Annotated in this window: 25 protein-coding genes; 18 read left to right on the forward strand and 7 right to left on the reverse strand. The window is 70.9% G+C overall.

Going from position 1 to position 24932, the window contains the following annotated elements:
• Nucleotides 1–30 precede the first annotated feature (30 nt).
• The 4 genes from AB0M70_RS27790 (at nucleotide 31) to AB0M70_RS27805 (ending at nucleotide 4438) form a co-directional block, all read left to right on the forward strand.
• On the forward strand, nucleotides 31–1263 hold the full coding sequence (locus AB0M70_RS27790; protein ID WP_365824267.1) for a dipeptide ABC transporter ATP-binding protein: 1233 nt from the start codon (nucleotides 31–33) through the stop codon (nucleotides 1261–1263).
• A gap of 108 nt (nucleotides 1264–1371) precedes the next feature.
• The gene (locus tag AB0M70_RS27795) at nucleotides 1372–2763 is read left to right on the forward strand and encodes a M1 family metallopeptidase (RefSeq protein WP_365823890.1); all 1392 of its coding nucleotides are present in this window, start codon (nucleotides 1372–1374) and stop codon (nucleotides 2761–2763) included.
• Between the two features lie 41 nt (nucleotides 2764–2804).
• The gene (locus AB0M70_RS27800) at nucleotides 2805–3473 is read left to right on the forward strand and encodes a trimeric intracellular cation channel family protein (RefSeq protein ID WP_365823892.1); all 669 of its coding nucleotides are present in this window, start codon (nucleotides 2805–2807) and stop codon (nucleotides 3471–3473) included.
• Between the two features lie 95 nt (nucleotides 3474–3568).
• Nucleotides 3569–4438: a thioesterase family protein gene (locus AB0M70_RS27805; protein ID WP_365823894.1), complete on the forward strand. Its 870-nt coding sequence runs from the start codon at nucleotides 3569–3571 to the stop codon at nucleotides 4436–4438.
• 232 nt (nucleotides 4439–4670) lie between these two features.
• Here AB0M70_RS27805 and AB0M70_RS27810 read toward each other — a convergent pair whose 3' ends face one another.
• From AB0M70_RS27810 to AB0M70_RS27820, 3 genes are all read right to left on the reverse strand, one after another.
• On the reverse strand, nucleotides 4671–5714 hold the full coding sequence (locus tag AB0M70_RS27810; protein WP_365823896.1) for a putative sulfate exporter family transporter: 1044 nt from the start codon (nucleotides 5712–5714) through the stop codon (nucleotides 4671–4673).
• The gene (locus AB0M70_RS27815) at nucleotides 5714–6283 is read right to left on the reverse strand and encodes a cysteine dioxygenase family protein (protein ID WP_365823898.1); all 570 of its coding nucleotides are present in this window, start codon (nucleotides 6281–6283) and stop codon (nucleotides 5714–5716) included. Before AB0M70_RS27815 ends, AB0M70_RS27810 begins: the two co-directional genes overlap by 1 nt.
• 116 nt (nucleotides 6284–6399) lie before the next feature.
• The gene (locus tag AB0M70_RS27820) at nucleotides 6400–7305 is read right to left on the reverse strand and encodes a LysR substrate-binding domain-containing protein (protein ID WP_365823900.1); all 906 of its coding nucleotides are present in this window, start codon (nucleotides 7303–7305) and stop codon (nucleotides 6400–6402) included.
• A 52-nt stretch (nucleotides 7306–7357) separates the two neighbouring features.
• Here AB0M70_RS27820 and AB0M70_RS27825 point away from each other — a divergent pair, with 52 nt between their 5' ends.
• Entirely contained in the window at nucleotides 7358–8347 is a 990-nt protein-coding gene (locus AB0M70_RS27825; protein WP_365823902.1) for a YafY family protein, read from the forward strand.
• Here the strand turns inward: AB0M70_RS27825 and AB0M70_RS27830 are convergent.
• Nucleotides 8307–9149 carry an alpha/beta hydrolase gene (locus AB0M70_RS27830; RefSeq protein ID WP_365823904.1) on the reverse strand — a complete coding sequence of 281 codons (843 nt, stop codon included), beginning with the start codon at nucleotides 9147–9149 and terminating at the stop codon, nucleotides 8307–8309. The genes AB0M70_RS27825 and AB0M70_RS27830 overlap by 41 nt on opposite strands.
• A 97-nt stretch (nucleotides 9150–9246) precedes the next feature.
• Nucleotides 9247–9885, reverse strand: coding sequence for a TetR family transcriptional regulator (locus AB0M70_RS27835; protein WP_365823906.1), 639 nt, complete (start codon nucleotides 9883–9885; stop codon nucleotides 9247–9249).
• A gap of 129 nt (nucleotides 9886–10014) precedes the next feature.
• On the opposite strand from AB0M70_RS27835, the gene AB0M70_RS27840 reads away from it, so the two are divergent.
• The 4 genes from AB0M70_RS27840 to AB0M70_RS27855 all read left to right on the forward strand — a co-directional run bounded on the left by AB0M70_RS27840 (nucleotide 10015) and on the right by AB0M70_RS27855 (nucleotide 13329).
• Nucleotides 10015–10170 carry a hypothetical protein gene (locus tag AB0M70_RS27840; RefSeq protein WP_365823908.1) on the forward strand — a complete coding sequence of 52 codons (156 nt, stop codon included), beginning with the start codon at nucleotides 10015–10017 and terminating at the stop codon, nucleotides 10168–10170.
• Nucleotides 10171–10245: 75 nt separating this feature from the next.
• Nucleotides 10246–10575 (forward strand): DUF4190 domain-containing protein, encoded by a 330-nt coding sequence (locus AB0M70_RS27845; RefSeq protein WP_365823910.1) that lies wholly within the window; start codon nucleotides 10246–10248, stop codon nucleotides 10573–10575.
• 48 nt (nucleotides 10576–10623) lie between these two features.
• On the forward strand, nucleotides 10624–11787 hold the full coding sequence (locus tag AB0M70_RS27850; protein ID WP_365823912.1) for a cysteine desulfurase family protein: 1164 nt from the start codon (nucleotides 10624–10626) through the stop codon (nucleotides 11785–11787).
• 309 nt (nucleotides 11788–12096) lie between these two features.
• Nucleotides 12097–13329, forward strand: coding sequence for a cytochrome P450 (locus AB0M70_RS27855; protein WP_365824269.1), 1233 nt, complete (start codon nucleotides 12097–12099; stop codon nucleotides 13327–13329).
• Between the two features lie 6 nt (nucleotides 13330–13335).
• Here the strand turns inward: AB0M70_RS27855 and AB0M70_RS27860 are convergent, their stop codons facing one another.
• The gene (locus tag AB0M70_RS27860) at nucleotides 13336–14013 is read right to left on the reverse strand and encodes an N-acetylmuramoyl-L-alanine amidase (RefSeq protein ID WP_365823914.1); all 678 of its coding nucleotides are present in this window, start codon (nucleotides 14011–14013) and stop codon (nucleotides 13336–13338) included.
• Nucleotides 14014–14074: 61 nt separating this feature from the next.
• On the opposite strand from AB0M70_RS27860, the gene mnmA reads away from it, so the two are divergent.
• Nucleotides 14075–15211, forward strand: coding sequence for a tRNA 2-thiouridine(34) synthase MnmA (mnmA, locus tag AB0M70_RS27865; RefSeq protein WP_365823916.1), 1137 nt, complete (start codon nucleotides 14075–14077; stop codon nucleotides 15209–15211).
• A gap of 22 nt (nucleotides 15212–15233) precedes the next feature.
• On the opposite strand, the gene AB0M70_RS27870 is transcribed toward mnmA, so the two are convergent.
• A complete protein-coding gene (locus tag AB0M70_RS27870; RefSeq protein WP_365823918.1) occupies nucleotides 15234–15560 on the reverse strand; it encodes a DUF427 domain-containing protein in 327 nt (108 codons plus the stop codon).
• Nucleotides 15561–15640: 80 nt separating this feature from the next.
• Here AB0M70_RS27870 and AB0M70_RS27875 point away from each other — a divergent pair, with 80 nt between their 5' ends.
• The 8 genes from AB0M70_RS27875 to AB0M70_RS27910 all read left to right on the forward strand — a co-directional run bounded on the left by AB0M70_RS27875 (nucleotide 15641) and on the right by AB0M70_RS27910 (nucleotide 24928).
• Nucleotides 15641–16186: a TIGR00730 family Rossman fold protein gene (locus AB0M70_RS27875; protein ID WP_365823920.1), complete on the forward strand. Its 546-nt coding sequence runs from the start codon at nucleotides 15641–15643 to the stop codon at nucleotides 16184–16186.
• A gap of 31 nt (nucleotides 16187–16217) precedes the next feature.
• The gene (locus AB0M70_RS27880; RefSeq protein WP_365823922.1) at nucleotides 16218–16907 is read left to right on the forward strand and encodes an SDR family oxidoreductase; all 690 of its coding nucleotides are present in this window, start codon (nucleotides 16218–16220) and stop codon (nucleotides 16905–16907) included.
• Nucleotides 16904–17899: a methionine synthase gene (locus tag AB0M70_RS27885; protein ID WP_365823924.1), complete on the forward strand. Its 996-nt coding sequence runs from the start codon at nucleotides 16904–16906 to the stop codon at nucleotides 17897–17899. The genes AB0M70_RS27880 and AB0M70_RS27885 overlap by 4 nt, the downstream gene beginning before the upstream one ends.
• A 30-nt stretch (nucleotides 17900–17929) precedes the next feature.
• Nucleotides 17930–20113: an NAD-dependent DNA ligase LigA gene (gene ligA, locus AB0M70_RS27890; protein WP_365823926.1), complete on the forward strand. Its 2184-nt coding sequence runs from the start codon at nucleotides 17930–17932 to the stop codon at nucleotides 20111–20113.
• Nucleotides 20114–20362: 249 nt separating this feature from the next.
• Complete coding sequence (locus AB0M70_RS27895) at nucleotides 20363–22759, forward strand: bifunctional diguanylate cyclase/phosphodiesterase (RefSeq protein ID WP_365823928.1); 2397 nt, start codon at nucleotides 20363–20365, stop codon at nucleotides 22757–22759.
• A gap of 122 nt (nucleotides 22760–22881) precedes the next feature.
• A complete protein-coding gene (gene gatC, locus AB0M70_RS27900) occupies nucleotides 22882–23178 on the forward strand; it encodes an Asp-tRNA(Asn)/Glu-tRNA(Gln) amidotransferase subunit GatC (RefSeq protein WP_016642027.1) in 297 nt (98 codons plus the stop codon).
• A gap of 5 nt (nucleotides 23179–23183) precedes the next feature.
• Nucleotides 23184–24689 (forward strand): Asp-tRNA(Asn)/Glu-tRNA(Gln) amidotransferase subunit GatA, encoded by a 1506-nt coding sequence (gatA, locus tag AB0M70_RS27905; RefSeq protein WP_365823930.1) that lies wholly within the window; start codon nucleotides 23184–23186, stop codon nucleotides 24687–24689.
• The gene (locus AB0M70_RS27910) at nucleotides 24686–24928 is read left to right on the forward strand and encodes a hypothetical protein (RefSeq protein WP_361838300.1); all 243 of its coding nucleotides are present in this window, start codon (nucleotides 24686–24688) and stop codon (nucleotides 24926–24928) included. Before gatA ends, AB0M70_RS27910 begins: the two co-directional genes overlap by 4 nt.
• Nucleotides 24929–24932 lie beyond the last annotated feature (4 nt).

A 24932-nucleotide genomic window follows, 5' to 3' on the forward strand; every position in this document is an offset into this window, starting at 1 on the left:
GACACGAAAGACCAGGCGAAGGGCCAGGAGATGACGATCCCGGCGCAGGCGAAGAGCTCGGTCGAGCCGCTGCTCAAGGTCGACGGCCTGGTGAAGCACTTCCCCATCAAGAAGGGGCTGCTGAAGCGCCAGGTGGCGGCCGTCCAGGCCGTCGACGGGCTCAGCTTCGACGTGCGTCCCGGTGAGACGCTCGGCGTCGTGGGCGAGTCGGGCTGCGGCAAGTCGACGATGGGCCGCCTGATCACCCGTCTGCTCGAACCGACCGCGGGCCGCGTGGAGTTCGAGGGCGTGGACATCACGCACCTGGGCACCGGCAAGATGCGGCCGCTGCGCCGCGACGTGCAGATGATCTTCCAGGACCCGTACTCGTCGCTGAACCCGCGGCACACCATCGGCACGATCGTCGGTGCGCCGTTCAAGCTGCAGGGCGTCAAGCCCGAGGGCGGCCTGAAGAAGCACGTGCAGGAGATGCTGGAGCGGGTGGGGCTCAGCCCCGAGCACTACAACCGCTACCCGCACGAGTTCTCCGGCGGCCAGCGCCAGCGCATCGGCATCGCGCGTGCGCTCGCCCTGCGGCCGAAGCTGGTCGTGGCCGACGAGCCCGTCTCCGCCCTGGACGTCTCCATCCAGGCGCAGGTGGTCAACCTCCTGGACGACCTCCAGGACGAGCTCGGTCTCACGTACGTGATCATCGCGCACGACCTCTCGGTCATCCGGCACGTCTCGGACCGCATCGCGGTGATGTACCTCGGCAAGATCGTGGAGCTGGCGGACCGCAAGGACCTCTACTCCACGCCGATGCACCCGTACACCAAGGCGCTGCTCTCCGCGGTGCCCGTGCCCGACCCCAAGCGGCGCGGCGTCAAGAGCGAGCGCATCCTGCTGCGCGGTGACGTCCCCTCGCCGATCGACCCGCCCACCGGCTGCCGTTTCCACACGCGCTGCTGGAAGGCCACGGAGATCTGCGCGAAGACCGAGCCGCCGCTGATCCCCCTCGCCTCCGGTCACCAGGTGGCGTGCCACCACCCGGAGAACGCCGAGGACCAGCAGCCGGGCGACACCAAGCTGCTGCAGGTCGCCACGGAGGCGATCGAGGTGGTGTCGGTGGTGAGCAAGGCGGAGGAGACGGCCGAGGAGGCCGCGGCCCCGAAGAAGACCGTCACGCAGGACACCGCCGTGACCGCCCCGGAGGACACCGCCGCGGCCGTCGCGAAGGACGCCCCGGAAGCGGAGTCCAAGGGTCAGGGGTCAACTGACAAGTAGCGCCTGATGACTTGGTAAAAATCAGTCACCAGGTCATGTACACGCCCATACGGGAGAGTGCAGAGTCTGCGTGTCCGTCTCACCGGAACACGCGCGAAGGGATGACTCATGGCACTCTCCCGTTCGGCACGTCTGGGGGCACTGGCCACCGCCGCCGCCTCCTTCTGCTTGATCGCCGCCGCACCCGCACCGCACCCCGGCTCGCCCGGCGTCGGCGACCCGTACTTCCCGCTGCTCGGCAACGGCGGGTTCGACGTACGCCACTACGGCCTCGACCTGGCGTACAACCCCGACACCGACCGCCTCGACGGCCGCACCACGATCACCGCGCGCGCCACCCAGAACCTCTCCTCCTTCGACCTCGACCTCCAGAAGCTGGAGGTGACGAAGATCGAGGTGGACGGCAGACGCGCGAAGTTCACCCGCGACGGCGACGAGATCCGCATCAGCCCCCGCGACCACCTGCGCAAGAACAAGTCGTTCACCGTGACCGTCAGCTACGGCGGCGTGCCCGAGCCGCTGAGCGGTCCCATCGTCTTCGGCTCCGACTACGGCTGGATGAAGACCACCGACGGCGTCTTCGTCGCCTGCGAGCCCAATGCCGCCTCGACCTGGTTCCCGTCCAGCGACCACCCCTCGGACAAGGCCGCCTTCGACATCCGCATCAAGGCCCCCAAGGGCCTGACCGGCGTCTCCAACGGCCGGCTCGTCGACACGTACACCAAGGGCGGGCAGACCGTCGCCCACTGGCGCGAGACCAAGCCCATGGCGACGTATCTCGCGACCGCCACCATCGGCAAGTTCGACGTGAAGCAGGGCAGGACCCCGGGCGGCACCCCGATCTACGTGGCCATCGACCCCGTCCTGGAGAACAGCAACAACGTCGACGTGTACGGCGTCACCGCCGAGGTCACCGACTACTGGTCGAAGGTCTTCGGCCCCTACCCCTTCGAGGAGACCGGCGCGATCGTCGACGACATGCCGCAGGCGGGCTTCTCCCTGGAGACGCAGACCAAGCCGGTCTACTCCGCGATCCGCAGCGAGTCGACCATCGCCCACGAACTCGCCCACCAGTGGTTCGGCGACTCCGTCACCCCCGAGAAGTGGAACGACATCTGGCTCAACGAAGGCTTCGCGACCTACTCCCAGTGGCTGTGGAGCGAGCACAAGGGCACCCAGACCGCCCGCGAGGCCTTCCTCGCCGGCTACAACGCACGCCCCGCCGACGCGCCCTTCTGGCAGACAGTCGTCGGTGACCCGCAGCGCGACACGATGTTCGCCTCCGCCGTCTACCAGCGCGGCGCCATGACGCTCCAGGTCCTGCGTGAGCGCATCGGCGACAAGGCGTTCTTCAAGCTGCTCCCGGCCTGGGCCGCGCAGCAGCGCTACAGCAACGCCACGACCGCCGAGTTCATCCGGCTCGCCGAGAAGATCTCGGGCAAGCAGCTCGACTCACTCTTCGAGACGTGGCTGTTCACGAAGGGCAAGCCCGCCCTGTAGGGGGTGCGTGGGGCTGGGCGGTGGGCAGGTAAGAATGTCGCGTGATCCAGGATCTGTTCAGTCCCTCCGTCCAGCACGCGCTCGACATCGTCGGAATCTTCGTCTTCGCGATCTCCGGCGCGCTGCTCGCCGTACGCAAGAACTTCGACGTCTTCGGGATCGTCGTGCTCGCCGAGGTCACCGCCCTGGGCGGAGGGATCTTCCGTGACGTGGTCATCGGGGCGGTGCCACCCGCCGCCTTCGTCGACCTCGGCTACTTCATCACGCCGCTGTTCGCGGCCGCCCTGGTGTTCTTCCTCCACCCGGAGGTGGAGCGCACCCAGCTCGCGGTGAACGTCTTCGACGCGGCGGGCCTGGGCCTCTTCTGTGTCACCGGCACGACCAAGGCGTACGACTACGGCCTCGGCCTCACCGCCTCGGCGGCCCTGGGGCTCGCCACCGCGGTGGGCGGCGGCGTGCTGCGCGACATCATCGCCAACGAGGTGCCGTCCCTGGTGCGCTGGGACCGTGACCTGTACGCCGTGCCCGCCATCGTCGGATCCGCGACGGTCGCGCTCTGCATCAACTACGACATGGTGAACGCCTTCACCAGCACCCTCGCCGTGATCACGACCTTCGTCCTGCGGCTGCTCGCGCTGCGCTACCACTGGCGGGCGCCCCGGGCGTGGCACCGGCGGTCCACCGCGGTCGAGGTGGAGGAAGCGGGCTAGCGGGGGAGCGGGGCAGTGCGGGGAGCGGGGTAGTGAGGGGAGCGGCCCGGCACAAAAAGCTACCGCTCAGTAATGAGATGTTGTACGTTGCTGCCATGGCAGAGGCAGCATCCATACCGGCAGCGGTGCCCGCGAGCATCGGCGACAGCGAGTTCGACCGCGACACCGCGGTCACCCGGCGGGAGCCCGGGGTCTACGACATCGATCTCTCCGCGGGCTGGACGATCATCAACGCCGTCAACGGCGGCTATCTCCTCGCGGTCCTCGGCCGCGCGCTGGCCGACGCCCTGCCGCACTCGGACCCCTTCACCGTCTCCGCGCACTACCTGACGGCGTCCCACCCCGGGCCCGCCGTGATCCGCACGGACACGGCGCGGGCCGGGCGGACCCTGTCGACCGGACAGGCCTCGCTCTTCCAGTACGACGAGGAGGGGCGCGAGGTCGAACGAATCCGTGTCCTCGCCTCGTACGGAGACCTGGCGGGCCTTCCCGACGACGTCCGTACGACGGCCAAGCCGCCGGAGCTGCCGCCGCTCGAGCAGTGCTTCGGCCCCCAGGACGCCCCGGACCACCGGCCGGTGCCCGGCAGCTCCGCGATCAGTGACCGGCTGTTCCTGAAGCTGGACCCCTCCACCCTGGGGTGGGCCCTCGGCCAGCCCTCCGGCAAGGGGGAGATGCGCGCCTGGTTCGGCCTCGCGGACGGGCGAGACGCGGATCCGCTGTCGCTGCTGCTCGCGGTGGACGCGTTGCCGCCGACCGCCTTCGAGCTGGGCATCTCCGGCTGGGTGCCGACGGTGGAACTGACGGTCCACGTCCGCGCGAGGCCGGCGCCGGGTCCTCTCCGGGTCTCGATCACCACGCGCAACCTTGCCGGGGGCTTCCTGGAGGAGGACGCGGAGGTCTGGGACGCGGCGGACCGCCTGGTGGCCCAGTCGCGACAGCTGGCGCGGGTGCGGTTGGGCTGAGGCCGGAGCGGTCCCTGCGGGGCTTTCCCCAATCCCACCCCTTCCCGAACCTGGGGCTCCGCCCCAGACCCCGCTCCTCAAACGCCGGAGGGGCTGAAAACTATGTCCGGACCGGCGGGAATCTTTCAGCCCGTCCGGCGTTTGAGGACGAACTCGGCGGAGCCGGTGATGAAGGAACGCAGGCCCTCGCGCCGAGCGAGTTTTCGGGAAGGGGTGGGGTTGGGGAAAATCCCTACCCCACCAGCCGCACGCCCCCATACGAAACCCCCGCCACCACCACCCACGCACACACCCCAAGCGCCGCCACCCGCCCGCCCGTTCGGATCAGCGACGGCAGGTCCACCACCGAGCCGAGGCCGAACAAGGCGGCCGCCAGCAGGAGTTCCTGGGCGTGGCCCGCCAGGTCCAGTACGGACCCCGGCACCCACCCCGTACTCCGCACCGCCACCATCCCCACGAACCCCGCCACGAACAGCGGCAGCAGAGGCGGACGACGGCCGGCCGCCCCGCCCGGAGCAGCGGCCCGCGCCCGCAAGGCGAACGCAACCCCCGCCACCAGCGGCGCAAGCATCGCCACCCGCATCAGCTTCACCAGAACCGCGTCCCCCAGCGCACCAGGCCCAGCGGTCTGCGCCGTGGCCACCACCTGGCCCACGTCGTGCACACCGGCCCCGACCCACCGGCCGAACTCCGCGTCGCTCAGCCCCAACGGCCCCTGCATCAGCGGCAGTACGGCGATGGCCAGCGTCCCGCACAGCGTCACGAGCGCCACGGAGACCGCCGCGTCCCGCTCCTCGCTCTCGGTCGCCTCGCTGACCGCGCCGATAGCGGACGCCCCGCAGATCGCGTACCCGGTGGCGATCAGGAGCGGCTGGTCGCCGGGCAGCCCCATCCGCCGGCCGAGCCACCACGTCCCGAAGAACGTCGCCGCCACCACCCCGAGCACCATCAGCACCGTCGCCCAGCCGAGGCCGAGGACATCGTCCAAACTCAGTTTCAGGCCGAGCAGCACGATGCCGAGCCGCATCAGCCGCTTGCCCGCGAGGGAGAGCCCCGCCTTGCCGGGGCCTCGTACGACCGCGCGCACACCCGGCACATGTGCTGCCACGAGGCCGAGCACCACCGCCGCCGTCAGCATCGGCACGGCCGGGATCAGGGCATGCGTCACCGAGGCCACCGTCACGCCGAGCGCGGCGAGGGCGAGCCCCGGCAGCGGACGGGGCCGCCCGGGAGGCGCGACCGCGGAGATCTGCTGACGCTGCCCCAGGAGCGCCATCAGCGGTCGGCCGGCAGGTCGTACACCCGGCGCACGCTGGTGCCCAGGCGGGAGATGTCCGCGCCGTACACGTGGAGCGAGACCGCCCGCTCCGTGCCGCCGTTCCAGACCCGGTGGATGTCACCGGGCGGCGCGAAACCGCACACCGTGCCCTGCCGGTTGACCAGGTCCTCGGTGGCGACGAGCCGAGCAGGGGTGTCGGCCGACGCCGGGACGAGGCGGTAGCGACGCTCGTGTTCCGCACCCTCGTGGACGCCGGAGACGCACCACGAGACGTGGTCGTGGACCGGCGTGCGCTGACCCGGCAGCCAGACGATGCCGACGACCGAGAAGCTGCCGTCGTGCTCGGCGTGCAGCAGATGCTGCCGGTAGCGCTCGGGGTCACCGGAGAGTTGCTCGTCGGTGAGCAGTTCGGCGGCGCCCAGATGAGGCGCGAGCAGTTCTTCGACCAGGTACGCCGTCAGATCCGGCGGAAGCCCCCGGCCGACGGCCTTACGTATGCCGGAGACGAGGGCGTCAAGACGCCCGGTGGTGCGGGCCGCTCGGTACGCGGTGGTGGAGGCACTCATAGGGGCAGCGTCCTGCCGTCCTTCCATCACGTCCAACGACAGTTTCTAAGCCACTTCCCAACTTCTGCTTATGGATGGAGAGGGGGGAGCAGGAAGGGGCGGAGGGGTACGTCGCCTCAGCAGCCCACGCGGTTCGCCGCGACCGCCTTCAGTTCGTCGAGCACCAGCGCCGTCGCCGGAATCCGCAGATGCTCCCGCAGCGCGTACGCGGCGACCTGCCGCCGTGACGCCGGGTCGAGGGCCCGGCCCGTCACCTGACGGTGGCGCAGGAAGTCGAGGACCAGCCCCGGCATCATCGCGATGCCCAGTCCCTCGGCGACCAGGCTCTGGATGACGAGGTTGTCGTCCGTGGTGAAGGCGATGTCGGGCGTGAAGCCCTGCTCGGCGCACTCGTGCAGGAAGTTGGCGCGGCAGCGCAGGCAGCCCGCGATCCAGCGCTCGCCGGCCAGGTCGACGAGCCGGACGGAACGGCGCCTGGCCAGCGGGTGCCGGGAGGGCATGAGGACCGTCAACTGGTCCTCCATCAGCGGGATCTCCATCACCTCGTCCGGCACGTCCTCGTGCAGGCCGGGGTAGTGGAAGGCCAGGGTGATGTCGCAGTCGCCGTCCACCAGGCGCTGGAGGGACTCGGGCGGCTCGTTCTCCTGGAGTTCGACGCGCACGCCGGGGTGGCTCACCGCGAGCCGGGACAGCGCCTCGGGGAGGAGGGTGGCGTTGGCGCTGGGGAAGGCGCAGATGCGGACGCGGCCGGTGCGCAGGCCCGTGATGGCGTTCATCTGCTGCTGGGCGGCATTGATGTTGCCGAGGATGATCCCCGCGTGCCGGGACAGTGCCTCGCCCGCCTCGGTCAGCCGCATCCTGCGGCCGACGCGGGTGAACAGGACCGTGCCGACGGACCGTTCGAGCGCCTTCATCTGCTGGGTGATCGCGGGCTGCGTATAGCCGAGCGAGCGGGCGGCGGCGGAGTAGGAGCCGGTCCGGACCACTTCATGGAATGACCTGATGTGCCGGGAATCGAACACGCCTGCATCATAAGCATGATCGGCGGAGGGCCGACAGGCCATCCTTGACCGCGTGAAATCCGACCGGCTGCTCTCGATCCTGCTGCTGCTCCAGACCCGCGGGCAGGTCCCCGCCCATGAACTCGCCGACCGCCTCGAAGTCTCCGTACGCACCATCTACCGCGACATCGAGGCGCTTTCCGCCTCGGGCGTCCCGGTCTACGCGGAGCGCGGGCGGCACGGCGGCATCGCGCTCCTGCCCGGCTTCCGTACGGACGTCACGGGGCTCACGGCGGACGAGTCACGCGCGCTGTTCATCCTGGCCGCGCAGGGCGCGCACGCCGCGCTCGGGCTCGACGAGGCGCTCGGCTCGGCGCTGCGCAAGGTCATGGCGGCGCTGCCCGCATCGCACCGCCCCGCCGCCGAGCTGACGAGCCGGCGCATCCTCGTCGACTCGGCACGCTGGATGCCGGGGCCCCGCGGATCGGATCCGGTCGCCGTCGATCTCGACGTACTGCAGGACGCCGTCTTCAGTGACCGGCGGCTGCGGCTGCGCTACCGGCACAGCGGCGACGCGGGGCCGAGCGCCTACACGGTGGATCCGTACGGCCTCGTCTCCAAGGCGGGTGTCTGGTATCTGGTCGCTGACCGGCGCGGCTCCCCGCGGCTCTTCCGTGCCGACCGCGTGCAGGCGGCGACCCTCACGGACCAGCCCGTGCAGCGCAGACCAGGCGTGGAACTCGCCGATGTCTGGGCGGTGTTGAAGCGCCAGGTCGAGGACCGGCCGGTCGGCGTCGACGTGACGGCACGCGTCGCGCGGGACCGCTACGCCCAGTTCGTGCGCCTCAAGGGGCAGTTCCTGAGCGCGCCACCGGAGGACGACGGGGAGAGCGAGTGGATCACCGTCCGGCTGGGGTTCGGCGACGTCGGCGACGCCCGCACGCTGCTGCCGTTCGCCGCCAGTGTGGAGGTCCTTTCGCCGCCCGAGGTCCGCGCCGAGCTTGCGGGCGCCGCCGCCGCCGTCAGCGGCCTGTACGCAGAAACCGGCCGAGCTCGCCGGTGAGCTCGGCGGGCGCGTCCTCCTGCACGAGATGTCCCGCGCCCTCGATGAGCCGCAGCTCGGCGCCGGGGATCAGCTTGGCGAGTTCGTGGCCGCGCTCCACCGGGATCCAGGTGTCGTCCGTGCCCCAGCAGATGAGGACGGGCAGGTCCAACTCCCCGTAGCGGTCCTGGATCTCATCGGTGTACCGCTGGTCGTTCTGCTCGATCTGCCGGTAGAACGCGGGCCTGCCCTCCTCGGTGCACCAGGGCTCGACCAGGCGGTCGAGCACCGCGGGGTGCAGGCCGCGGTGGCTCGCCGAACCGACGTACTCGCGCACGAGTGCCTCGTGCAGGGCGGGCGGCAGCTGGGCGAAGACGTCGGCGTGCGCACCGAGCAGGCGGTAGGTGGGGGAGCCCCAGGGGGCGAGGGCCACCGGGTCGACGACCGCGAGACGTGCGTAGCGGGCGCCGTGCAGGAGGTGGGCGCGCAGGGCGACGCAGCCGCCGAAGTCGTGGGCCACGACCGCCGGTTCGTCCAGGCCCCAGTGGGCGAGGAGCTCGGTGAGGACGCGGGCCTGCGCGGCCAGGGACACGTCCTGTCCGAAGCGCATCTCGGAGGCGCCGTAGCCCGGCAGGTCCCCTGCGTACACGCGGTGCTCGCGGGAGAGTGCGCGGGCCACGCCCCGCCAGACGTACGAGGAGAAAGGGGTGCCGTGGACCAGGACGACGGGCGGTGCGTCCGCGGGGCCGATGGCGGTCCAGCGGACGGCGCCGGTCGGTCCCGCGAAGGTCTGGTCGAGTGTCCAGTCGCGATCGGTCGTCATGACCGTAAGGCTAGTAGCTCCTTACATAGGTGTCGAGACATAGGTGTCGAGGCATGGTGTCGAGGCCCCCGGCCGACGGCCGTGTCGGGTGCTCAGGTCACTGCCCGTCCAGCCAGTGGCGCCGCCCGAGCGACACCAGACGCAGCTGTCGGCGCGCACTGGCCGCCACTCGTTCCTCGGCGTCCGGCGCCGCCTCCAGGAGTGCGGACGCGGTCATCACCATGTGGTCGACGTACATTCTGGCGAGCATCAGGAGGTCGTCGTCGTCCCAGCCCGCGGACTCGGGCTCCCGGGCGAACTGGGCCTTCACCTCCTGGGCGAACAGGGTGAGTTGATCACCTATCGCGGACCGCACGGCCTGCACGCCGCCGTGCTGCTCGCGCGCGATGAAGCGCACGTGCGCGGGGTGCGTGCGCACATAGGCGACGATCAACTCGACCGTGGCCGCGATGCGTTCCTCGCCGTCGCTGTCCGCGCTGTCGCCGGTCGCCGCGAGGAGCGAGACGAGCGTGGTGTGCAGGCTGCTCAGCGCCTCCTCGACCAGTGCCACGCCCAGGTCGGCCATGTCGCGGAAGTGCCGGTAGAAGGCGGTGGGCGCCACGCCCACGGCACGGGTGACCTCGCGCAGTCCCAGGCTGCTCAGGCTCTGCTCCTCGAGCAGCTGGAGCGCCGCGTCGAGGAGTGCCTGCCGGGTTTTCTGCTTCTGGGCCTGCCGGATGCCGAGAGTGTGACTCATGCCATGCAGTTAACAACTGTTCTCCGGGATTGGAAAGCCGGAGGCGAGGTACTCTCTAACTCAGTGAACAGTTGTCACCACAACCGTTCACCGAAAGCTCCAGCCGATACCTCACACGAGAGGCATCCCATGCTGTTCCTCGTAGCCGCCCTCCTGCTGCTCGGTGTCGCCATGGGCTCCGTGGCCCACGCGCCGCTCCCCGTCAGCCTCGTGGCCGCCGCCGTGATCGGCGTCTGGCTCATGGTGTTCGCGGTGCGCGAGCGGCGCTCGCGCCATCACTCCTGAGCAGCTCGTCGGCACCTCCTGAGCGCGCCCCCGCATCCGTGACCGATCCGCACGGCCCCTGAAAGGAGTCGCACCATGGCACTCACCGCCACCAAGCCCAAGACCGCTTCCGACGCCACCTCCACCTCCACCTCTGCCTCTCCCGGTTCCGCTCCCGCCCCCACCGGCCGGCGCGACACCGACGGCATGGCCGTCGCCTCGTTCGTCCTCGGGCTGCTCGGACTGCTCGTCCTGAACCTCTTCCTCGGCCCGATCGCGATCGTCCTCGCGAGCATCGCGCTCTGGCGCGGGACCGGCCGGAAGGGCCGCGCGATGCTCGGACTCGGGCTCGGTGTGGCCGATCTCGTCGTACTCGCCGTGCTGATGTCCATGGACAACACCGTGTCCTGGGGTCTCGCGGGCTGACACCGCTTGGACGCGGGGCTCGGCGAGGCTCGTAGAATCGTGCCCACCATGGCCTACCTCGACCACGCAGCGACCACTCCGATGCTCCCGGAGGCGATCGCGGCGATGACCGCCCAGCTCGCCGTCACCGGCAACGCCTCCTCACTGCACGCTGCGGGGCGCCGGGCGCGACGCACCGTCGAGGAGGCCCGCGAGACGCTCGCCGAGTCGCTCGGCGCGCGCCCCAGCGAGACCGTCTTCACCGCGGGCGGCACCGAGGCCGACAACCTCGCCGTGAAGGGCCTGTACTGGGCGCGGCGCGACGCCGACCCCGCGCGGACCCGCGTCCTGTCCAGCCCCGTCGAGCACCACGCCGTCCTCGACGCCGTGCACTGGCTCGGCGAGCACGAAGGCGCCACCGTCGAGTACCTCCCCGTCGACGCGTACGGCCGCGTGCACCCCGAAGCGCTGCGCGAGGCGATCGAGCGCGACCCCGGCGACGTCGCCCTCGCCACCGTCATGTGGGCCAACAACGAGATCGGCACCATCCAGCCGATCCGTGAACTTGCCGACGTGGCGGGGGAGTTCGGCATCCCGCTGCACGCCGACGCGGTGCAGGCCTTCGGCCAGCTGCCCGTCGACTTCGGCGCGTCCGGGCTCGCCGCGATGACCGTGTCCGGGCACAAGATCGGCGGGCCCTACGGCATCGGGGCGCTGCTCCTGGGCCGTGAGTACAGCCCCGTGCCCGTCCTGCACGGCGGCGGGCAGGAGCGCCACGTGCGCTCCGGGACGCTCGACGTGCCCGCGATCGCCGCGTTCGCCGTGGCCGGGAAGCACGCCGCCGCACAGCGCGAGTGGTTCGCCCGGGAGATCGGCGGCCTGCGGGACGACCTGATCACCGCGGTGCGCGCGGAGGTCCCCGGCGCGATCCTGGGCGGCGACCCGGTCGGCCGGCTGCCCGCGAACGCGCACTTCACCTTCCCCGGCTGCGAGGGCGACTCCCTGCTGCTGCTGCTCGACGCCCAGGGCATCGAATGCTCCACCGGCTCCGCTTGTACGGCGGGAGTGGCCCAGCCGAGCCACGTCCTGCTCGCCACCGGAACCGACCCCGACCTGGCCCGCGGCACGCTCCGCTTCTCCCTCGGGCACACCTCCACCGAGGCGGACGTGGCCGCGGTGGCCGGGGCGATCGGTCCTGCGGTGGAACGGGCGCGCACGGCGGGACTCAGCTGAGCCGGGAGCTGCCTGCTTCCAGGCCCTCTGCTCACGACCTGCCCGTTGTGCGGCGTGCGTGATGAGGCTAACGCCGGACTGTGCTGACCTCCCCCTGAGTTGGTGCCGGTTTCGGCCGCTATAGGCCGGACAGGCACCGGAGCGGGCGACGAGGCCCACAGCCCGCCGATCTATGCTTGCCGCTCGCGAGTCCGCTCCGCGCGTTCGGGGCCGCACGACAACCCCCTCTTCGGGGCTGCACGACCACCCCTCCTGGAGTTCACATTGAAGGCGAACCTCCGCTCTCGCATCGCCGCGCGGCTCGGACGCATGTATCTCTCGCGGATCCAGCGGAACGGGATCAGCGCCTCCACGATCTCGAAGCTGCCCGAGCCCCTGCTCGCGCCGATGCGCCGCGACGGGCTGGACCCGGTCGCAAGCCTCACGGAGCACCAGGCGGAGCAGCCGATATCCAAGGTGCCGCTGCCCTTCGGCATGGACGCCTGGGTGGTCACCGGCTACGACGAGGTGAAGGCGGTCCTCGGCGCGACCGACGGCTTCAGCAACGACTTCATGAACCTCGCGGGCAACGCCGGAGTGGTCGACGACCACCACCCCGGCGGCCTCGGCTTCAGCGACCCCCCGGTCCACACGCATCTGCGCCGCATCCTCACGCCCGAGTTCACGATGCGCAGGCTGCGCCGCCTCACGCCCAGGATCGAGGCCATCGTCGAGGAGCGGCTCGACGCGATGGAGGCCACGGAAGGGCCCGTCGACCTCGTCCAGGCCTTCGCGCTGCCGATCCCCTCCCTGACGATCTGCGAGCTGCTCGGCGTGCCCTACGAGGACCGCCACGACTTCCAGCAGCTGGCCATGGAGCGCTTCGACCTCTTCGGCGGCGCGACCGCTCCCTTCGGCGCGATATCCGCCTCGCTCTCCTACTTCCGGGACGTCGTCAAGAAGCAGCGCGAGAACCCGGGCGACGGACTGCTCGGCATGATCGTGAAGGAACACGGCGACACGGTCGGCGACGAGGAGCTCGCCGGTCTCGCCGACGGCGTCCTCACCGGTGGCTTCGAGACGACCGCGAGCATGGTGGCCCTCGGCTCCCTGCTCCTCCTGCAGCACCCTCGGACCGCCGCGCGGCTGCGTGACGACGACGGGGCGGCCGCACCCTTCGTCGAGGAGGCGCTGCGCTACCTCACCGTCGTGCAGGTGGCCTTCCCGCGGTTCGCCCGCGAGGACATCGAGGTGGCCGGCGTACGCATACCCAAGGGTGACCTGGTCCTGTGCTCCCTGAGCGGCGGCAACCGCGACGCCAAGTACACCCCCGACGGCGGCGGCTTCGACCCGCACCGCAAGGCCTCGGGCCACCTCGCCTTCGGCTACGGCATCCACCGCTGCATCGGCGCGGAACTGGCCCGCATGGAGCTGCGCGCCGCCTACCCGGCCCTGGTGCGCCGCTTCCCCGAGATGCGGCTCGCGGTCGCCCCCGAGGACCTCACCTTCCGCAAGCTGTCCATCGTGTACGGGGTGGAGTCGCTGCCGGTGCACCTGCGCTAGGTCACCTCACCCGAGGGCGGCGCGGGCCTTCTTGACGAGCTTCAGATACCGGTCCCAGTCCCAGTGCGGCCCCGGGTCCGTGTGGTCCGTGCCCGGCACCTCCACGTGCCCGATGATGTGCTCGCGGTCCACCGGGATGTCGTACCGCTCACAGATGCCTGCCGTCAGGCGCGCCGACGACGCGTACATCGCGTCGGTGAACGAGGACTTCTTGTCGACGAAGCCCTCGTGCTCGATGCCGATGCTCCGTTCGTTGTAGCTCTTGTTCCCCGCGTGGAACGCCACGTCGAGCTCGCGAATCATCTGGGCTATGTGCCCGTCCTTGCGCACCACGTAATGGGCCGCCGCGCCGTGTCCGGGGTCCTTGAAGACCTTCAGCGCCGTCGCGTATCCGCCCTGGACGACGTGGATGACGACCATGTCGATGCCGTAGTCGTCGGGGCGGTCCGCGCGGCGCCAGTTGTAGTCGGAAGCCGCCGTCCACTGCGCGCCCCGGGCGTCGACCTCGCCCTCCTTGCGCTTCTTCACCACTCCGGGCATCCGCCACCACAGGCGCCCCAGCTCGTCCGACGCGAGCACGGCCGTGCCGACGGCCGCCGCGGCGCCGCCGATCAGGAGCGTCCGCCGGTTGACGCCCCGGCGTCCCTGCCCCTGCCCCGCTGTCGAGTCCCGTTCTTCCCCCATGTGATCGTCAACGCTTACTCACGGGCGACTGGTTCCCGCGGGCCCGTACCCTGTTAGAGCTATGACTGAGAACCGGACCCCGCAGCACCCCCGCCCCCTCCGCGTGCTCGCCGCCATGTCGGGCGGCGTGGACTCCGCCGTCGCCGCCGCGCGTGCCGCCGAAGCCGGGCACGACGTGACCGGAGTGCACCTGGCGCTCTCGGCGAACCCGCAATCGTTCCGCACGGGCGCGCGAGGCTGTTGCACCATCGAGGACTCCCGCGACGCGCGCCGCGCCGCGGATGTCATCGGCATCCCGTTCTACGTCTGGGACCTGGCCGAGCGCTTCCGTGAGGACGTGGTCGAGGACTTCATCGCCGAGTACGAGGCGGGGCGCACCCCCAACCCGTGCCTGCGCTGCAACGAGAAGATCAAGTTCGCCGCGCTCCTGGACAAGGCGCTCGCCCTGGGCTTCGACGCGGTCGTCACCGGCCACTACGCCACCGTCGTGGTGAACGACGACGGCACCCGCGAGCTGCACCGCGCCTCCGACATGGCCAAGGACCAGTCCTACGTCCTCGGCGTCCTGGACGACCGCCAGCTCGCCCACGCGATGTTCCCCCTCGGTGACACCCTCACCACCAAGGAGGAGATCCGCGCGGAGGCCGAGGAGCGCGGCCTCGCCGTCGCGAAGAAGCCCGACAGCCACGACATCTGCTTCATCGCGGACGGCGACACCCAGGGCTTCCTCGCGGACCGCCTGGGCAAGGCGGAGGGCGACATCGTCGACGCCGACGGCAACAAGCTGGGCACCCACGAGGGCGCCTTCGGCTACACCATCGGCCAGCGCAAGGGCCTGCGGATCGGCACCCCGGCCCCCGACGGCAAGCCGCGCTACGTCCTGGACATCTCCCCGGTGAACAACACCGTGACGGTCGGCCCGGCGGCCGCCCTTGACGTGACCGGACTGACCGCCGTCAAGCCCCGCTGGTGCGGGGTCGCTCCCTCGGGGCCCGGCACGTACACCGCGCAGCTGCGGGCGCACGGCGGCGAGACGACGGTGCGCGCGGAGCTGGTCGACGGCTCGGAGCTGCGCGTCACCTTCGACGAGCCCGTACGCGGCGTGGCCCCCGGCCAGGCGATCGTGCTCTACGACGGCACGCGCGTGGTCGGCTCGGCGACGATCGCCACCACGGAGCGGGCCGCGGCGGCGGTCTAGGCGCCGCCGCCGTCCGCCGGCGCTATCCGGCCTCTTCCACCTCGTAGAAGCAGAAGTGGTCCTTGATCTGCGCCACCGCGTCCTTCGGCTCGGGGTACGCCCACACCGCGTCCTTCGCGCCGGGCATCGACCAGTAGGACGCCGTTCCCTTGAAGGGGCAGTACGTGGTGGTGTCCGAGGGGGTCAGGAGATCCGTGCGCACGTCCTCCGGGGGGAGGTAGTGGCGCACCGGGCAGCCCGTTTCCCTCAACAGCAGCGGGCGGCTGCTCTCGGCCACGACCTGGCCGTCCCGCACCACCCGTACGTGCTCGGTGCCCTGCTCGATGGTGATCTTGTGCCCTGCTGTCACCGTGGTCTCCTTCTGTGGGCTGTCAGGCTCTGTGAACGGCCGCGTCCCACCCAGTCTGGGCCGGATCGTACGGTGAAGCCATGAACATCTGTGTCTTCCTCTCCGCGGCCGACCTCCCCGAGCGTTACACCCGCCCCGCGCGCGAGTTCGCCGAACTGCTCGGCAAGGGCGGCCACACCCTGGTGTGGGGCGGTTCGGAGAGCGGTCTGATGAAGGTCGTCGCCGATGGTGTGGAGGAGGCGGGCGGGCGCCTCGTCGGCGTCTCGGTGGATTTCCTCGCCGCCAAGGCCAGGGCCGTCACCGCGCCCGACGAGATGGTGATCGCGCGTGACCTCGCCGAGCGCAAGGCGCTGCTCCTGGAGAAGTCCGACGCGATCGTGATCATGGTCGGCGGTACGGGCACGCTGGACGAGGCCACCGAGATCCTCGAGCTGAAGAAGCACGGCAAGCACACGAAGCCGGTGGTCCTGCTCAACTCGGCGGGGTTCTACGACGGCCTCAAGGAGCAGTTCCAGCGCATGGAGGACGAGGGCTTCCTGCCGGTGCCGCTGACCGGCCTCGTCTTCTTCGCCGAGGAGCCCGTGGGCGCCCTCGCCTACCTGGAGGAGAGCATGGGCACGCGCTGAGCCGCGCCCGCCGGGGTGCGACGATGGGCGCATGGCAACACATGTGATCACCGGGGCCGGCTCCGGCATCGGCGCGGCCGTCGCCCGCCGCCTCCACGCACGCGGCGACGCGCTCGTCCTGCACGCACGCGACGCGGGCCGGGCCAAGGAACTCGCGGCGCAGTTCCCCGGGTCGGCCACGCTCGTGGGCGACCTCTCCGACCCGGACAAACTGTCCTGGGCCTTCGGCCACCAGTCGCTGCCCGACCAGGTGGACTCCCTGCTCCACGTCGCGGGCGTCGTCGACCTGGGCCCCGTCGGTGACCTCACCCCGAAGTCCTGGCGCCACCAGCTCAACGTCAACCTCATCGCCCCCGCCGAACTGACCCGCCTCTTCCTGCCCCAACTCCGCGCCACCCGGGGCCACGTGGTCTTCGTGAACTCCGGCGCCGGCCTGAGCGCGAGCCCCGCCTGGTCCGCCTACGCCGCCTCCAAGCACGGCCTCAAGGCCCTGGCGGACTCCCTGCGCGGCGAGGAGCACGCGAACGGCGTCCGCGTCACCTCCGTCTATCCGGGCCGCACGGCGAGCGCCATGCAGGCCAAGGTCCACCAGCAGGAGGGCAAGGAGTACGTCCCCTCCCGCTTCATCGACCCGGAGTCCGTCGCCACGACGATCCTGATGGCCATCGACCTGCCGCGCGACGCGGAGGTCAACGACCTGACGGTGCGGCCCGGACAGTGAACGCGATCAGTTGGGGCCCGGCCACCGGCATCGGGTCCATGCCCGGTGGTGACGCCCGCGAGACCGCGAAGACCGTCACCGGCAGTTTCGAGGACTTCCCGTATCTGGCCGAGCTGCCCGCGCGCGGGCCCGGCGCCGACATGATCGGACGCACCGCCGGAATGCTGGTCGAGCTCTACGCGCGCGTGGAGCCCAGCGGCTGGCGGATCGGCGACCGTCCGGGGCGCGACACGCGCCGCGCGAAAGCCTGGCTCGGCGAGGACCTCGACGCCCTCGAGGAGTTCACCCAGGGGTACGAAGGGCCGGTCAAAATCCAGGCCGTCGGGCCGTGGACCCTGGCCGCCGCCCTGGAGCTGAAGAACGGCGAGGCCGCGCTCTCCGACCCCGGCGCCTGCCGTGACCTGGCCGGATCGCTCACCGAAGGCCTGCGCTTCCATCTCGCGGACGTACGCCGCCGCATCCCCGGCGCGCAGATCGTGCTCCAGCTCGACGAGCCCTCGCTCATCGGCGTGCTGCGCGGGCACATCAAGACCGCGAGCGAGTACCGCACCCACCGTGCCGTGGACCGCCAGCTCGTGGAGAGCACCCTGCGGGAGGTGCTCGGCGTGCACGACGGGCCCGCCGTCGTCCACTCCTGCGCGCCGGACGTGCCGTTCGCGCTGCTTCGCCGGGCCGGCGCCGACGCGATCTCGTTCGACTTCTCACTGCTCACCGAGCGTGACGACGAGGCGATCGGTGAGGCCGTCGAGGGGGGCACGAAGCTCTTCGCCGGTGTCGTGGCGGGCGTGGACGGCCCATTGTCAGACCCTGCCGGTAGCGTCATGGGTGTCAGGACGTTGTGGCGCAGGCTGGGGCTGAATCCGGGTTCTCTCGCGGAGTCGGTCGTGGTCACTCCGTCGTGCGGGCTCGCGGGGGCTTCTCCCGCGTACGCACGCGCGGTGCTCGCCCACTGCGTCCGGGCGGCGAGATCACTCGCGGACAACCCTGAGTAATTGGGTATGACGTAACGGGAGGATGTAACGGTGGCTGTCGAACAGCAAGGCTCTGTGCCCGCCGAGGCACGGGATCAGCATGCCCAGCTGGCCGAACAGATCGAGGAGCACCGCTTCCGGTACTACGTGAACGATCAACCGGTCGTCAGTGACGCCGAGTTCGACAAGCTCCTGCGCTCGCTGGAAGCCCTGGAGGAGGAGTACAGCGAGCTGCGCACGCCCGACTCGCCCACCCAGAAGGTCTCCGGGGCGTACGAGACCGAGTTCACCTCGGTCCAGCACCGCGAGCGCATGCTCTCCCTGGACAACGCCTTCGACGACGCGGAGCTCGCCGCCTGGGCCGACCGCGTCGCCAAGGAGGTCGGCACCAGCGACCACCACTTCCTGTGCGAGCTCAAGGTCGACGGCCTCGCCGTGAACCTCACGTACGAGGACGGCAAGCTCACCCGCGCGGCCACCCGCGGCGACGGCCGCACCGGCGAGGACATCACTCCGAACGTCCGCACGATCGCGGACATCCCGGACCGCCTCAAGGGCGACGACATCCCCGCCCTCGTCGAGATCCGCGGCGAGGTCTTCTTCCCCATGGAGAAGTTCGAGGAGCTCAACGCCCGCCTGGTGGAGGCCGGCGACAAGCCCTTCGCCAACCCGCGCAACGCGGCGGCGGGTTCACTGCGCCAGAAGGACCCGCGCGTCACCGCCACCCGCCCGCTGCACATGGTGGTGCACGGCATCGGCGCCCGCGAGGGCTTCGACATCGACTGCCTCAGCCACGCGTACGAACTCCTGAAGGCCTGGGGCCTGCCCACCGCCCAGCACAACAAGGTGGTCCAAGGGCTCGACGGCGTACGGGACTTCATCACGTACTTCGGCGAGAACCGCCACTCCGTCGAGCACGAGATCGACGGCGTCGTCGTGAAGCTGGACGAGATCCCGCTCCAGGGCCGCCTCGGCTCGACCTCGCGCGCGCCGCGCTGGGCGATCGCCTGGAAGTACGCCCCCGAGGAGGTCAACACCAAGCTGGTGAACATCCGCGTGGGCGTCGGCCGCACCGGCCGCGTCACGCCGTACGCCCAGGTGGAGCCCGTCACGGTCGCCGGCTCCGAGGTGGAGTTCGCGACCCTGCACAACCAGGACGTGGTGAAGAAGAAGGGCGTCTTCATCGGCGACACGGTCGTCCTGCGCAAGGCGGGCGACGTCATCCCGGAGATCCTCGGCCCGGTCGTGGACCTGCGTGACGGCACCGAGCGTGAGTTCGTGATGCCCGCCGAGTGCCCCGAGTGCGGGACGGCGCTGCGGCCGATGAAGGAGGCCGACATCGACCTCCGCTGCCCCAACGCGCAGTCCTGCCCCGCCCAGTTGCGCGAGCGCCTCTTCTACCTGGCGGGCCGCAAGAGCCTGGACATCGAGAACTTCGGGTATGTCGCGGCGGCCGCGCTGACCAAGCCCCTCGAGCCGTCCGAGCCGCCGGTCCTGGACGAGGGCGACATCTTCGACCTCACCATCGAGCGCCTCCTGCCGATCAAGGCGTACGTACTGGATCAGGACAGCGGTCTGCCCAAGCGGGACCCGAAGACCGGCGAGGAGAAGATCGCCACGGTCTTCGCCAACCAGCAGGGCGAGGCGAAGAAGAACGCCCTTTCCATGCTGGAGAACATCGCGGCGGCCAAGGAGCGCCCGCTCGCCCGCGTCCTCACCGGCCTGTCCATCCGCCACGTGGGTCCGGTCGCCGCCGAGGCGCTGGCCCGCGAGTTCCGGTCCATCGACCGGATCGAGCAGGCCACGGAGGAGGAGCTTGCCGCCGTCGAGGGTGTCGGCCCGACCATCGCCGCCTCCCTGAAGCAGTGGTTCGAGGAGGAGTGGCACCGGGAGATCCTGCGCAAGTGGCGCGCCGCCGGGGTCCGCATGGAGGAAGAGGGCGGAGGAGAGGACGAGGGGCCGCGACCGCTCGAAGGCCTCACCGTCGTCGTGACCGGAACGCTCGAGCACCACACGCGGGATGGCGCAAAAGATGCGTTGCAGAGCCGGGGAGCAAAGGTCACCGGTTCCGTTTCGAAGAAGACAGCATTCGTGGTCGTGGGCGACAATCCCGGCTCGAAGTACGACAAGGCGATGCAGCTGAAGGTTCCGGTTCTCAACGAGGAAGGCTTCGCCGTCCTGCTGGAACAGGGACCGGACGCGGCAGCGGAAGTCGCGCTTCCGACCGAGGAGTAGCGGTTGAAGGCCACCCGTTCAGCGCATACCAGATGCATACGGGTGGCCGGGTCGCATTCGGGCAACCGTTGTGGACCGCTGCCCGTGGAAGCCTTCTGCGGCCTACTGTTGAGGTGTGCGCCTGCCGTGCCCCGCTGCGATTGGGGTATCCCCTGCTCATCGGGAGCACGGGGAAGGAGTTTCAGACGCGGCTGACTTCTGGAGCGAGTCCGCGTGGCTTGGGCACCGCCGGCTGTGAGAGGGACGGGAATGGAACCGACCGAGAGCGCCGCACCGGACTCCCGGCTGCGCGCGCGCCTGCGGCGCGGACCGGGCGCGTGGCTCAGCGGACGCAGAGCGGCACGGGGGGCACGCGAAGCGGAGAGAGAGCGCCCCGCCGTCCCGAGCACGGCAGTTGAGCGGCGCGAACGCGCATGGAGCACCGTTGGCGGCTACGGCACACAGGAGCTCGGTGTCGGCGAGAGCGCGGGCGGGCGGGACGCGGGGCCCTGTTCCACCCAGACCGGCGTCGAGGGGCGGCGCAGGCCGCTCTGGCGCGGCGCCGAGGCGCACGGACCGGACGACGGATCGAGCGAGCGAGACCCCTGGCCGGTGCTTCCGGTTGTCGTCGTGACGATCGCCGCGGTGGTGCTCGGCACGGGCTTCTTCCACGCGTTCACCGGACGGGGCGACCTGTTCCCCTCCGGCACGGTCGGCTGGTCCCTGGCCGTCCTCACGGGTCTCATCGTCGCCCATCTCGTGGCGCTCGGCCGCGACCGCTGGTGGGGCGGCACGGGATCGGGCGGCGCGCTCACGGTCGCCGTCCTCCTGCTGTACGGCTGGGTGCCCGCCGGCATGGTCAGCCTCACCGTCGTCGTCCTCGTCGGCGTCGCGCGCCGCCACCGCTGGCGCCAGGGCATCCTGCACGGCGCGGTCGACATCCTCGGCATCGGCGCGGGCGCGCTCGCCATGGCCGCGTTCGGCACCGCCCCGACGACGGAGTCGCCCTGGCTGCCCGAGACCTGGGACCTGTACTCCGCCCCCGAGGTGGCCCTCGCCGCCGCGGGCTACCTCGTGGTCACCCGCGTCCTGCTCTGGTACGTCCACGCGCCGCGCACCGGCGCCCTGCCCACGGTCACCCGTACGGCCCTGGTCCGCCAGGGCCTCGTCGGTGTCGCGCTGCTCGGCATCGCGCCGCTGATCTGCGTGGTCGCGGCCTCGACGCCGATACTGCTGCCGCTCTTCGCGATCCCCCTCGTCGCGCTCGACTCGACGCTGTGGATAGCGCGGGCCAGGGCCGAGGAGCAGCTGCGCGACCCGCTCACCGGCCTGCCCAACCGCCAGTGGCTCCTCGAACGGACCTGGACGGCCCTGGACGACGCCGAGCGGATCGGGGCCCGGTCGGCCCTGATGCTGATCGACATGGACCGCTTCCGGTCGGTGAACGACACCCTCGGTCACCTCGCGGGCGACCGTTTACTGCTGCAGATCGCCGACCGGCTGCGGCTCGCCCTGCCGCGCGGTGCGGAGGCCGCGCGGCTCGGCGGTGACGAGTTCGCCGTCCTGCTGCCCGTCGCCGACTCCACGACGTCCGCCACCCGCGTGGCACGGTCCCTCGTCGCCGCCCTCGGCTCACCCCTCGACCTCGACGGCCTGACGCTGGTCCTGGAGGCCAGCGCCGGACTCGCCGTCTTCCCCGACCACGCCATGGACGCCGAGGGGCTGCTCCGCCGGGCGGACGTCGCGATGTACCAGGCCAAGCGGGACCGCACGGGCGTCGAGGTGTACGAGTCCAAGCGGGACTCCAACACCCCCGACCGCCTCGGCCTTTTGGGCGATCTGCGCCGGGCGCTCGACGCGGGCGACGTGGAGCTGCACTACCAGCCGAAGGTCCAGTTCGACGGACGCGTGGCGGGCCTCGAGGCGCTGGTGCGCTGGGTGCACCCCGAGCGCGGGAAGGTGCCGCCGGACGAGTTCATCGCCATCGCGGAGTCCTCCGGCCTCATGCCGCACCTCACGGAGTACGTCCTGGAGACGGCCCTGTGCCAGGTGGCGAAGTGGCAGGCGATGGGCCTCAAGGTCCCCGTCGCGGTGAACGTCTCGCCGCGTGACGTGCACACGCCCGGCTTCGCGGGCGCCGTCGCCGCGCGCCTGGCCCGTCACGGGGTCCCCGCGGGAGCGCTCCAACTGGAGATAACGGAACACGTCCTTCTGGAGGACCCGCAGCGGGCCGCGGACACGCTGGCCGGGCTGACCGGCCACGGCGTCAAGATGTCGCTCGACGACTTCGGCACGGGGTACTCGTCCCTGGTGCACCTGCGGCGGCTGCCGGTGAGCGAACTGAAGATCGACCGCTCCTTCGTCGCGCGCCTGGCCGTCGACAACGAGGACGCGGAGATCGTCCGCTGCACGGTCGACCTCGCGCACTCCCTGGGGCTGCTGGTCGTCGCCGAGGGTGTCGAGGACGACGAGACGTGGGAGCGGTTGCGCGACCTGGGGTGCGACGCGGTGCAGGGGTGGCTGGTCGCCGCCGCGATGCCGCCGGACGAGACCACCGCCTGGCTGCGGGCCAGGGGCTCCCGAGGGTGGCGCCGCCCGGTGGACGTCGCCGCCGAGGAGGCGGCCGCCGCGGCCGAGGCCGAGGCCGGCGCCGACATCGCGAAGTAGGCCGGGCGGACCCCGCGGGAAGGCGGCCCGGCCCGGCCGAGGCAATCCGTTTCACGGGCACGGGGTGTGGCCCCATAGGATTGGGGCCACAAACCACACACTCACCCCCAGAGGATCGCCGCATGCCTGGCATTACGCGCGAGGAGGTCGCCCACCTCGCCCGCCTAGCACGTCTTGAGCTGAAGGACGAGGAGCTCGACCACTTCGCCGGACAGCTCGACGACATCATCGGCGCGGTCGCCCGCGTCTCCGAGGTCGCCGACCAAGACGTACCGCCGACCTCCCACCCGCTGCCGCTGACGAACGTCATGCGCGCGGACGAGGTCCGTCCGTCGCTCACCCCCGAGCAGGCGCTCTCCGGCGCCCCGGCCCAAGAGCAGCAGCGTTTCAAGGTGCCGCAGATCCTGGGGGAGGACTAACCACCATGACGGACAGCAAGATCGACATCATCAGGCTCACCGCCGCCGACATCGCCGCGAAGGTCGCCTCCGGCGAGCTGACGGCCGTCGAGGTCACCGAGGCCCACCTCGCCCGCATCGACGCCGTGGACGAGAAGGTGCACGCCTTCCTGCACGTCGACCGCGAGGGCGCGCTCGCGCAGGCCCGCGCCGTCGACGCCAAGCGGGAGAACGGCGAGAAGCTCGGCCCGCTGGCCGGCGTCCCGCTCGCGCTCAAGGACATCTTCACCACCGAGGGCGTACCGACCACGGTCGGTTCCAAGATCCTCGAGGGCTGGATCCCGCCGTACGACGCGACCGTCACGCGCAGGCTGAAGGACGCCGACGTCGTCATCCTCGGCAAGACCAACATGGACGAGTTCGCCATGGGGTCCTCCACCGAGAACAGCGCGTACGGCCCCACCGGCAACCCCTGGGACCTCACCCGCATCCCCGGCGGCTCCGGCGGCGGTTCCTCCGCCGCCCTCGCGTCGTACGAGGCCCCGCTCGCCATCGGCACGGACACCGGCGGCTCCATCCGCCAGCCCGCGGCCGTCACCGGCACGGTCGGCGTCAAGCCCACCTACGGCGGCGTCTCGCGCTACGGCATGGTCGCGTTCTCGTCCTCCCTCGACCAGGGCGGTCCCTGCGCCCGCACGGTCCTGGACGCAGCGCTCCTGCACGAGGTCATCGCCGGCCACGACGAGCTCGACTCGACGTCCATCGACGCCCCCGTCCCGGCGGTCGTCGAGGCGGCCCGCAACGGCTCCGTACAGGGCATGCGGGTCGGCGTCGTCAAGCAGTTCGCGGGCGAGGGCTACCAGGCCGGTGTCGTCCAGCGCTTCCAGGAGTCCGTCGCGCTCCTCAAGGAGCTCGGCGCCGAGATCGTCGAGCTGGACTGCCCGTCCTTCGACCTGGCGCTCTCCGCGTACTACCTGATCGCGCCCTCCGAGTGCTCCTCGAACCTCGCGCGCTTCGACGCCATGCGCTACGGCCTGCGGGTCGGCGACGACGGCACGAAGTCCGCCGAGGAGGTCACCGCGCTCACCCGCGAGGCGGGCTTCGGCGACGAGGTCAAGCGCCGCGTCATCCTGGGCACGTACGCACTGAGCTCCGGCTACTACGACGCGTACTACGGAAGCGCCCAGAAGGTCCGCACCCTGATCACGAAGGACTTCGAGAAGGCCTTCGAGCAGGTCGACGTGATCGTCTCGCCCGCGACGCCCACCACCGCCTTCCCGATCGGCGAGCGTGCCGACGACCCGATGGCGATGTACCTCGCGGACGTGTGCACCATCCCGTCGAACATGGCGGGCAACGCCGCCATGTCGCTGCCCTGCGGCCTCGCGCCGGAGGACGGCCTGCCCGTCGGACTGCAGATCATCGCCCCGGCCATGAAGGACGACCGCCTTTACAAGGTCGGCGCTGCCGTAGAGGCCGCCTTCGTGGAAAGGTGGGGTCACCCGCTGCTTGAGGAGGCACCGTCACTATGAGTCCTATGACTGCCAAGGCCCAGGGCTTCAAGAAGTCCAAGCCCGGCGCGTACCTGTCGATGGGCACCACCGCCTTCGGCGCGATCTCGGTCGTCAAGCAGGCCAGGCTGGCCCGCAAGGAGAACGACACGCTCCGTCTCATCGACGCCGCTGTCTCCGCCGCCGCCATCGTCACCGGTCTTGCTCTGCTCTATCGCGAGCTGAAGAAGCTCGGCGACGACGACGTCCTGCTGGGTTGAGAGG

Origin of the sequence: Streptomyces sp. NPDC051214 (assembly GCF_040682375.1) — a bacterium.
Taxonomy (GTDB): domain Bacteria; phylum Actinomycetota; class Actinomycetes; order Streptomycetales; family Streptomycetaceae; genus Streptomyces.

Excerpts from the sequence above, each read along its gene's own strand:
- AB0M70_RS27790 (WP_365824267.1), top strand. The coding sequence starts at position 31 with ATGACGATCCCGGCGCAGGCGAAGAGCTCGGTCGAGCCGCTGCTCAAG.
- AB0M70_RS27795 (WP_365823890.1), top strand. The coding sequence starts at position 1,372 with ATGGCACTCTCCCGTTCGGCACGTCTGGGGGCACTGGCCACCGCCGCC.
- AB0M70_RS27805 (WP_365823894.1), top strand. The coding sequence starts at position 3,569 with ATGGCAGAGGCAGCATCCATACCGGCAGCGGTGCCCGCGAGCATCGGC.
- AB0M70_RS27810 (WP_365823896.1), bottom strand. The coding sequence starts at position 5,714 with ATGGCGCTCCTGGGGCAGCGTCAGCAGATCTCCGCGGTCGCGCCTCCC.
- AB0M70_RS27815 (WP_365823898.1), bottom strand. The coding sequence starts at position 6,283 with ATGAGTGCCTCCACCACCGCGTACCGAGCGGCCCGCACCACCGGGCGT.
- AB0M70_RS27830 (WP_365823904.1), bottom strand. The coding sequence starts at position 9,149 with ATGACGACCGATCGCGACTGGACACTCGACCAGACCTTCGCGGGACCG.
- AB0M70_RS27835 (WP_365823906.1), bottom strand. The coding sequence starts at position 9,885 with ATGAGTCACACTCTCGGCATCCGGCAGGCCCAGAAGCAGAAAACCCGG.
- AB0M70_RS27840 (WP_365823908.1), top strand. The coding sequence starts at position 10,015 with ATGCTGTTCCTCGTAGCCGCCCTCCTGCTGCTCGGTGTCGCCATGGGC.
- AB0M70_RS27845 (WP_365823910.1), top strand. The coding sequence starts at position 10,246 with ATGGCACTCACCGCCACCAAGCCCAAGACCGCTTCCGACGCCACCTCC.
- AB0M70_RS27850 (WP_365823912.1), top strand. The coding sequence starts at position 10,624 with ATGGCCTACCTCGACCACGCAGCGACCACTCCGATGCTCCCGGAGGCG.
- AB0M70_RS27855 (WP_365824269.1), top strand. The coding sequence starts at position 12,097 with ATGTATCTCTCGCGGATCCAGCGGAACGGGATCAGCGCCTCCACGATC.
- AB0M70_RS27860 (WP_365823914.1), bottom strand. The coding sequence starts at position 14,013 with ATGGGGGAAGAACGGGACTCGACAGCGGGGCAGGGGCAGGGACGCCGG.
- mnmA (WP_365823916.1), top strand. The coding sequence starts at position 14,075 with ATGACTGAGAACCGGACCCCGCAGCACCCCCGCCCCCTCCGCGTGCTC.
- AB0M70_RS27875 (WP_365823920.1), top strand. The coding sequence starts at position 15,641 with ATGAACATCTGTGTCTTCCTCTCCGCGGCCGACCTCCCCGAGCGTTAC.
- AB0M70_RS27880 (WP_365823922.1), top strand. The coding sequence starts at position 16,218 with ATGGCAACACATGTGATCACCGGGGCCGGCTCCGGCATCGGCGCGGCC.
- AB0M70_RS27895 (WP_365823928.1), top strand. The coding sequence starts at position 20,363 with ATGGAACCGACCGAGAGCGCCGCACCGGACTCCCGGCTGCGCGCGCGC.
- gatC (WP_016642027.1), top strand. The coding sequence starts at position 22,882 with ATGCCTGGCATTACGCGCGAGGAGGTCGCCCACCTCGCCCGCCTAGCA.
- gatA (WP_365823930.1), top strand. The coding sequence starts at position 23,184 with ATGACGGACAGCAAGATCGACATCATCAGGCTCACCGCCGCCGACATC.
- AB0M70_RS27910 (WP_361838300.1), top strand. The coding sequence starts at position 24,686 with ATGAGTCCTATGACTGCCAAGGCCCAGGGCTTCAAGAAGTCCAAGCCC.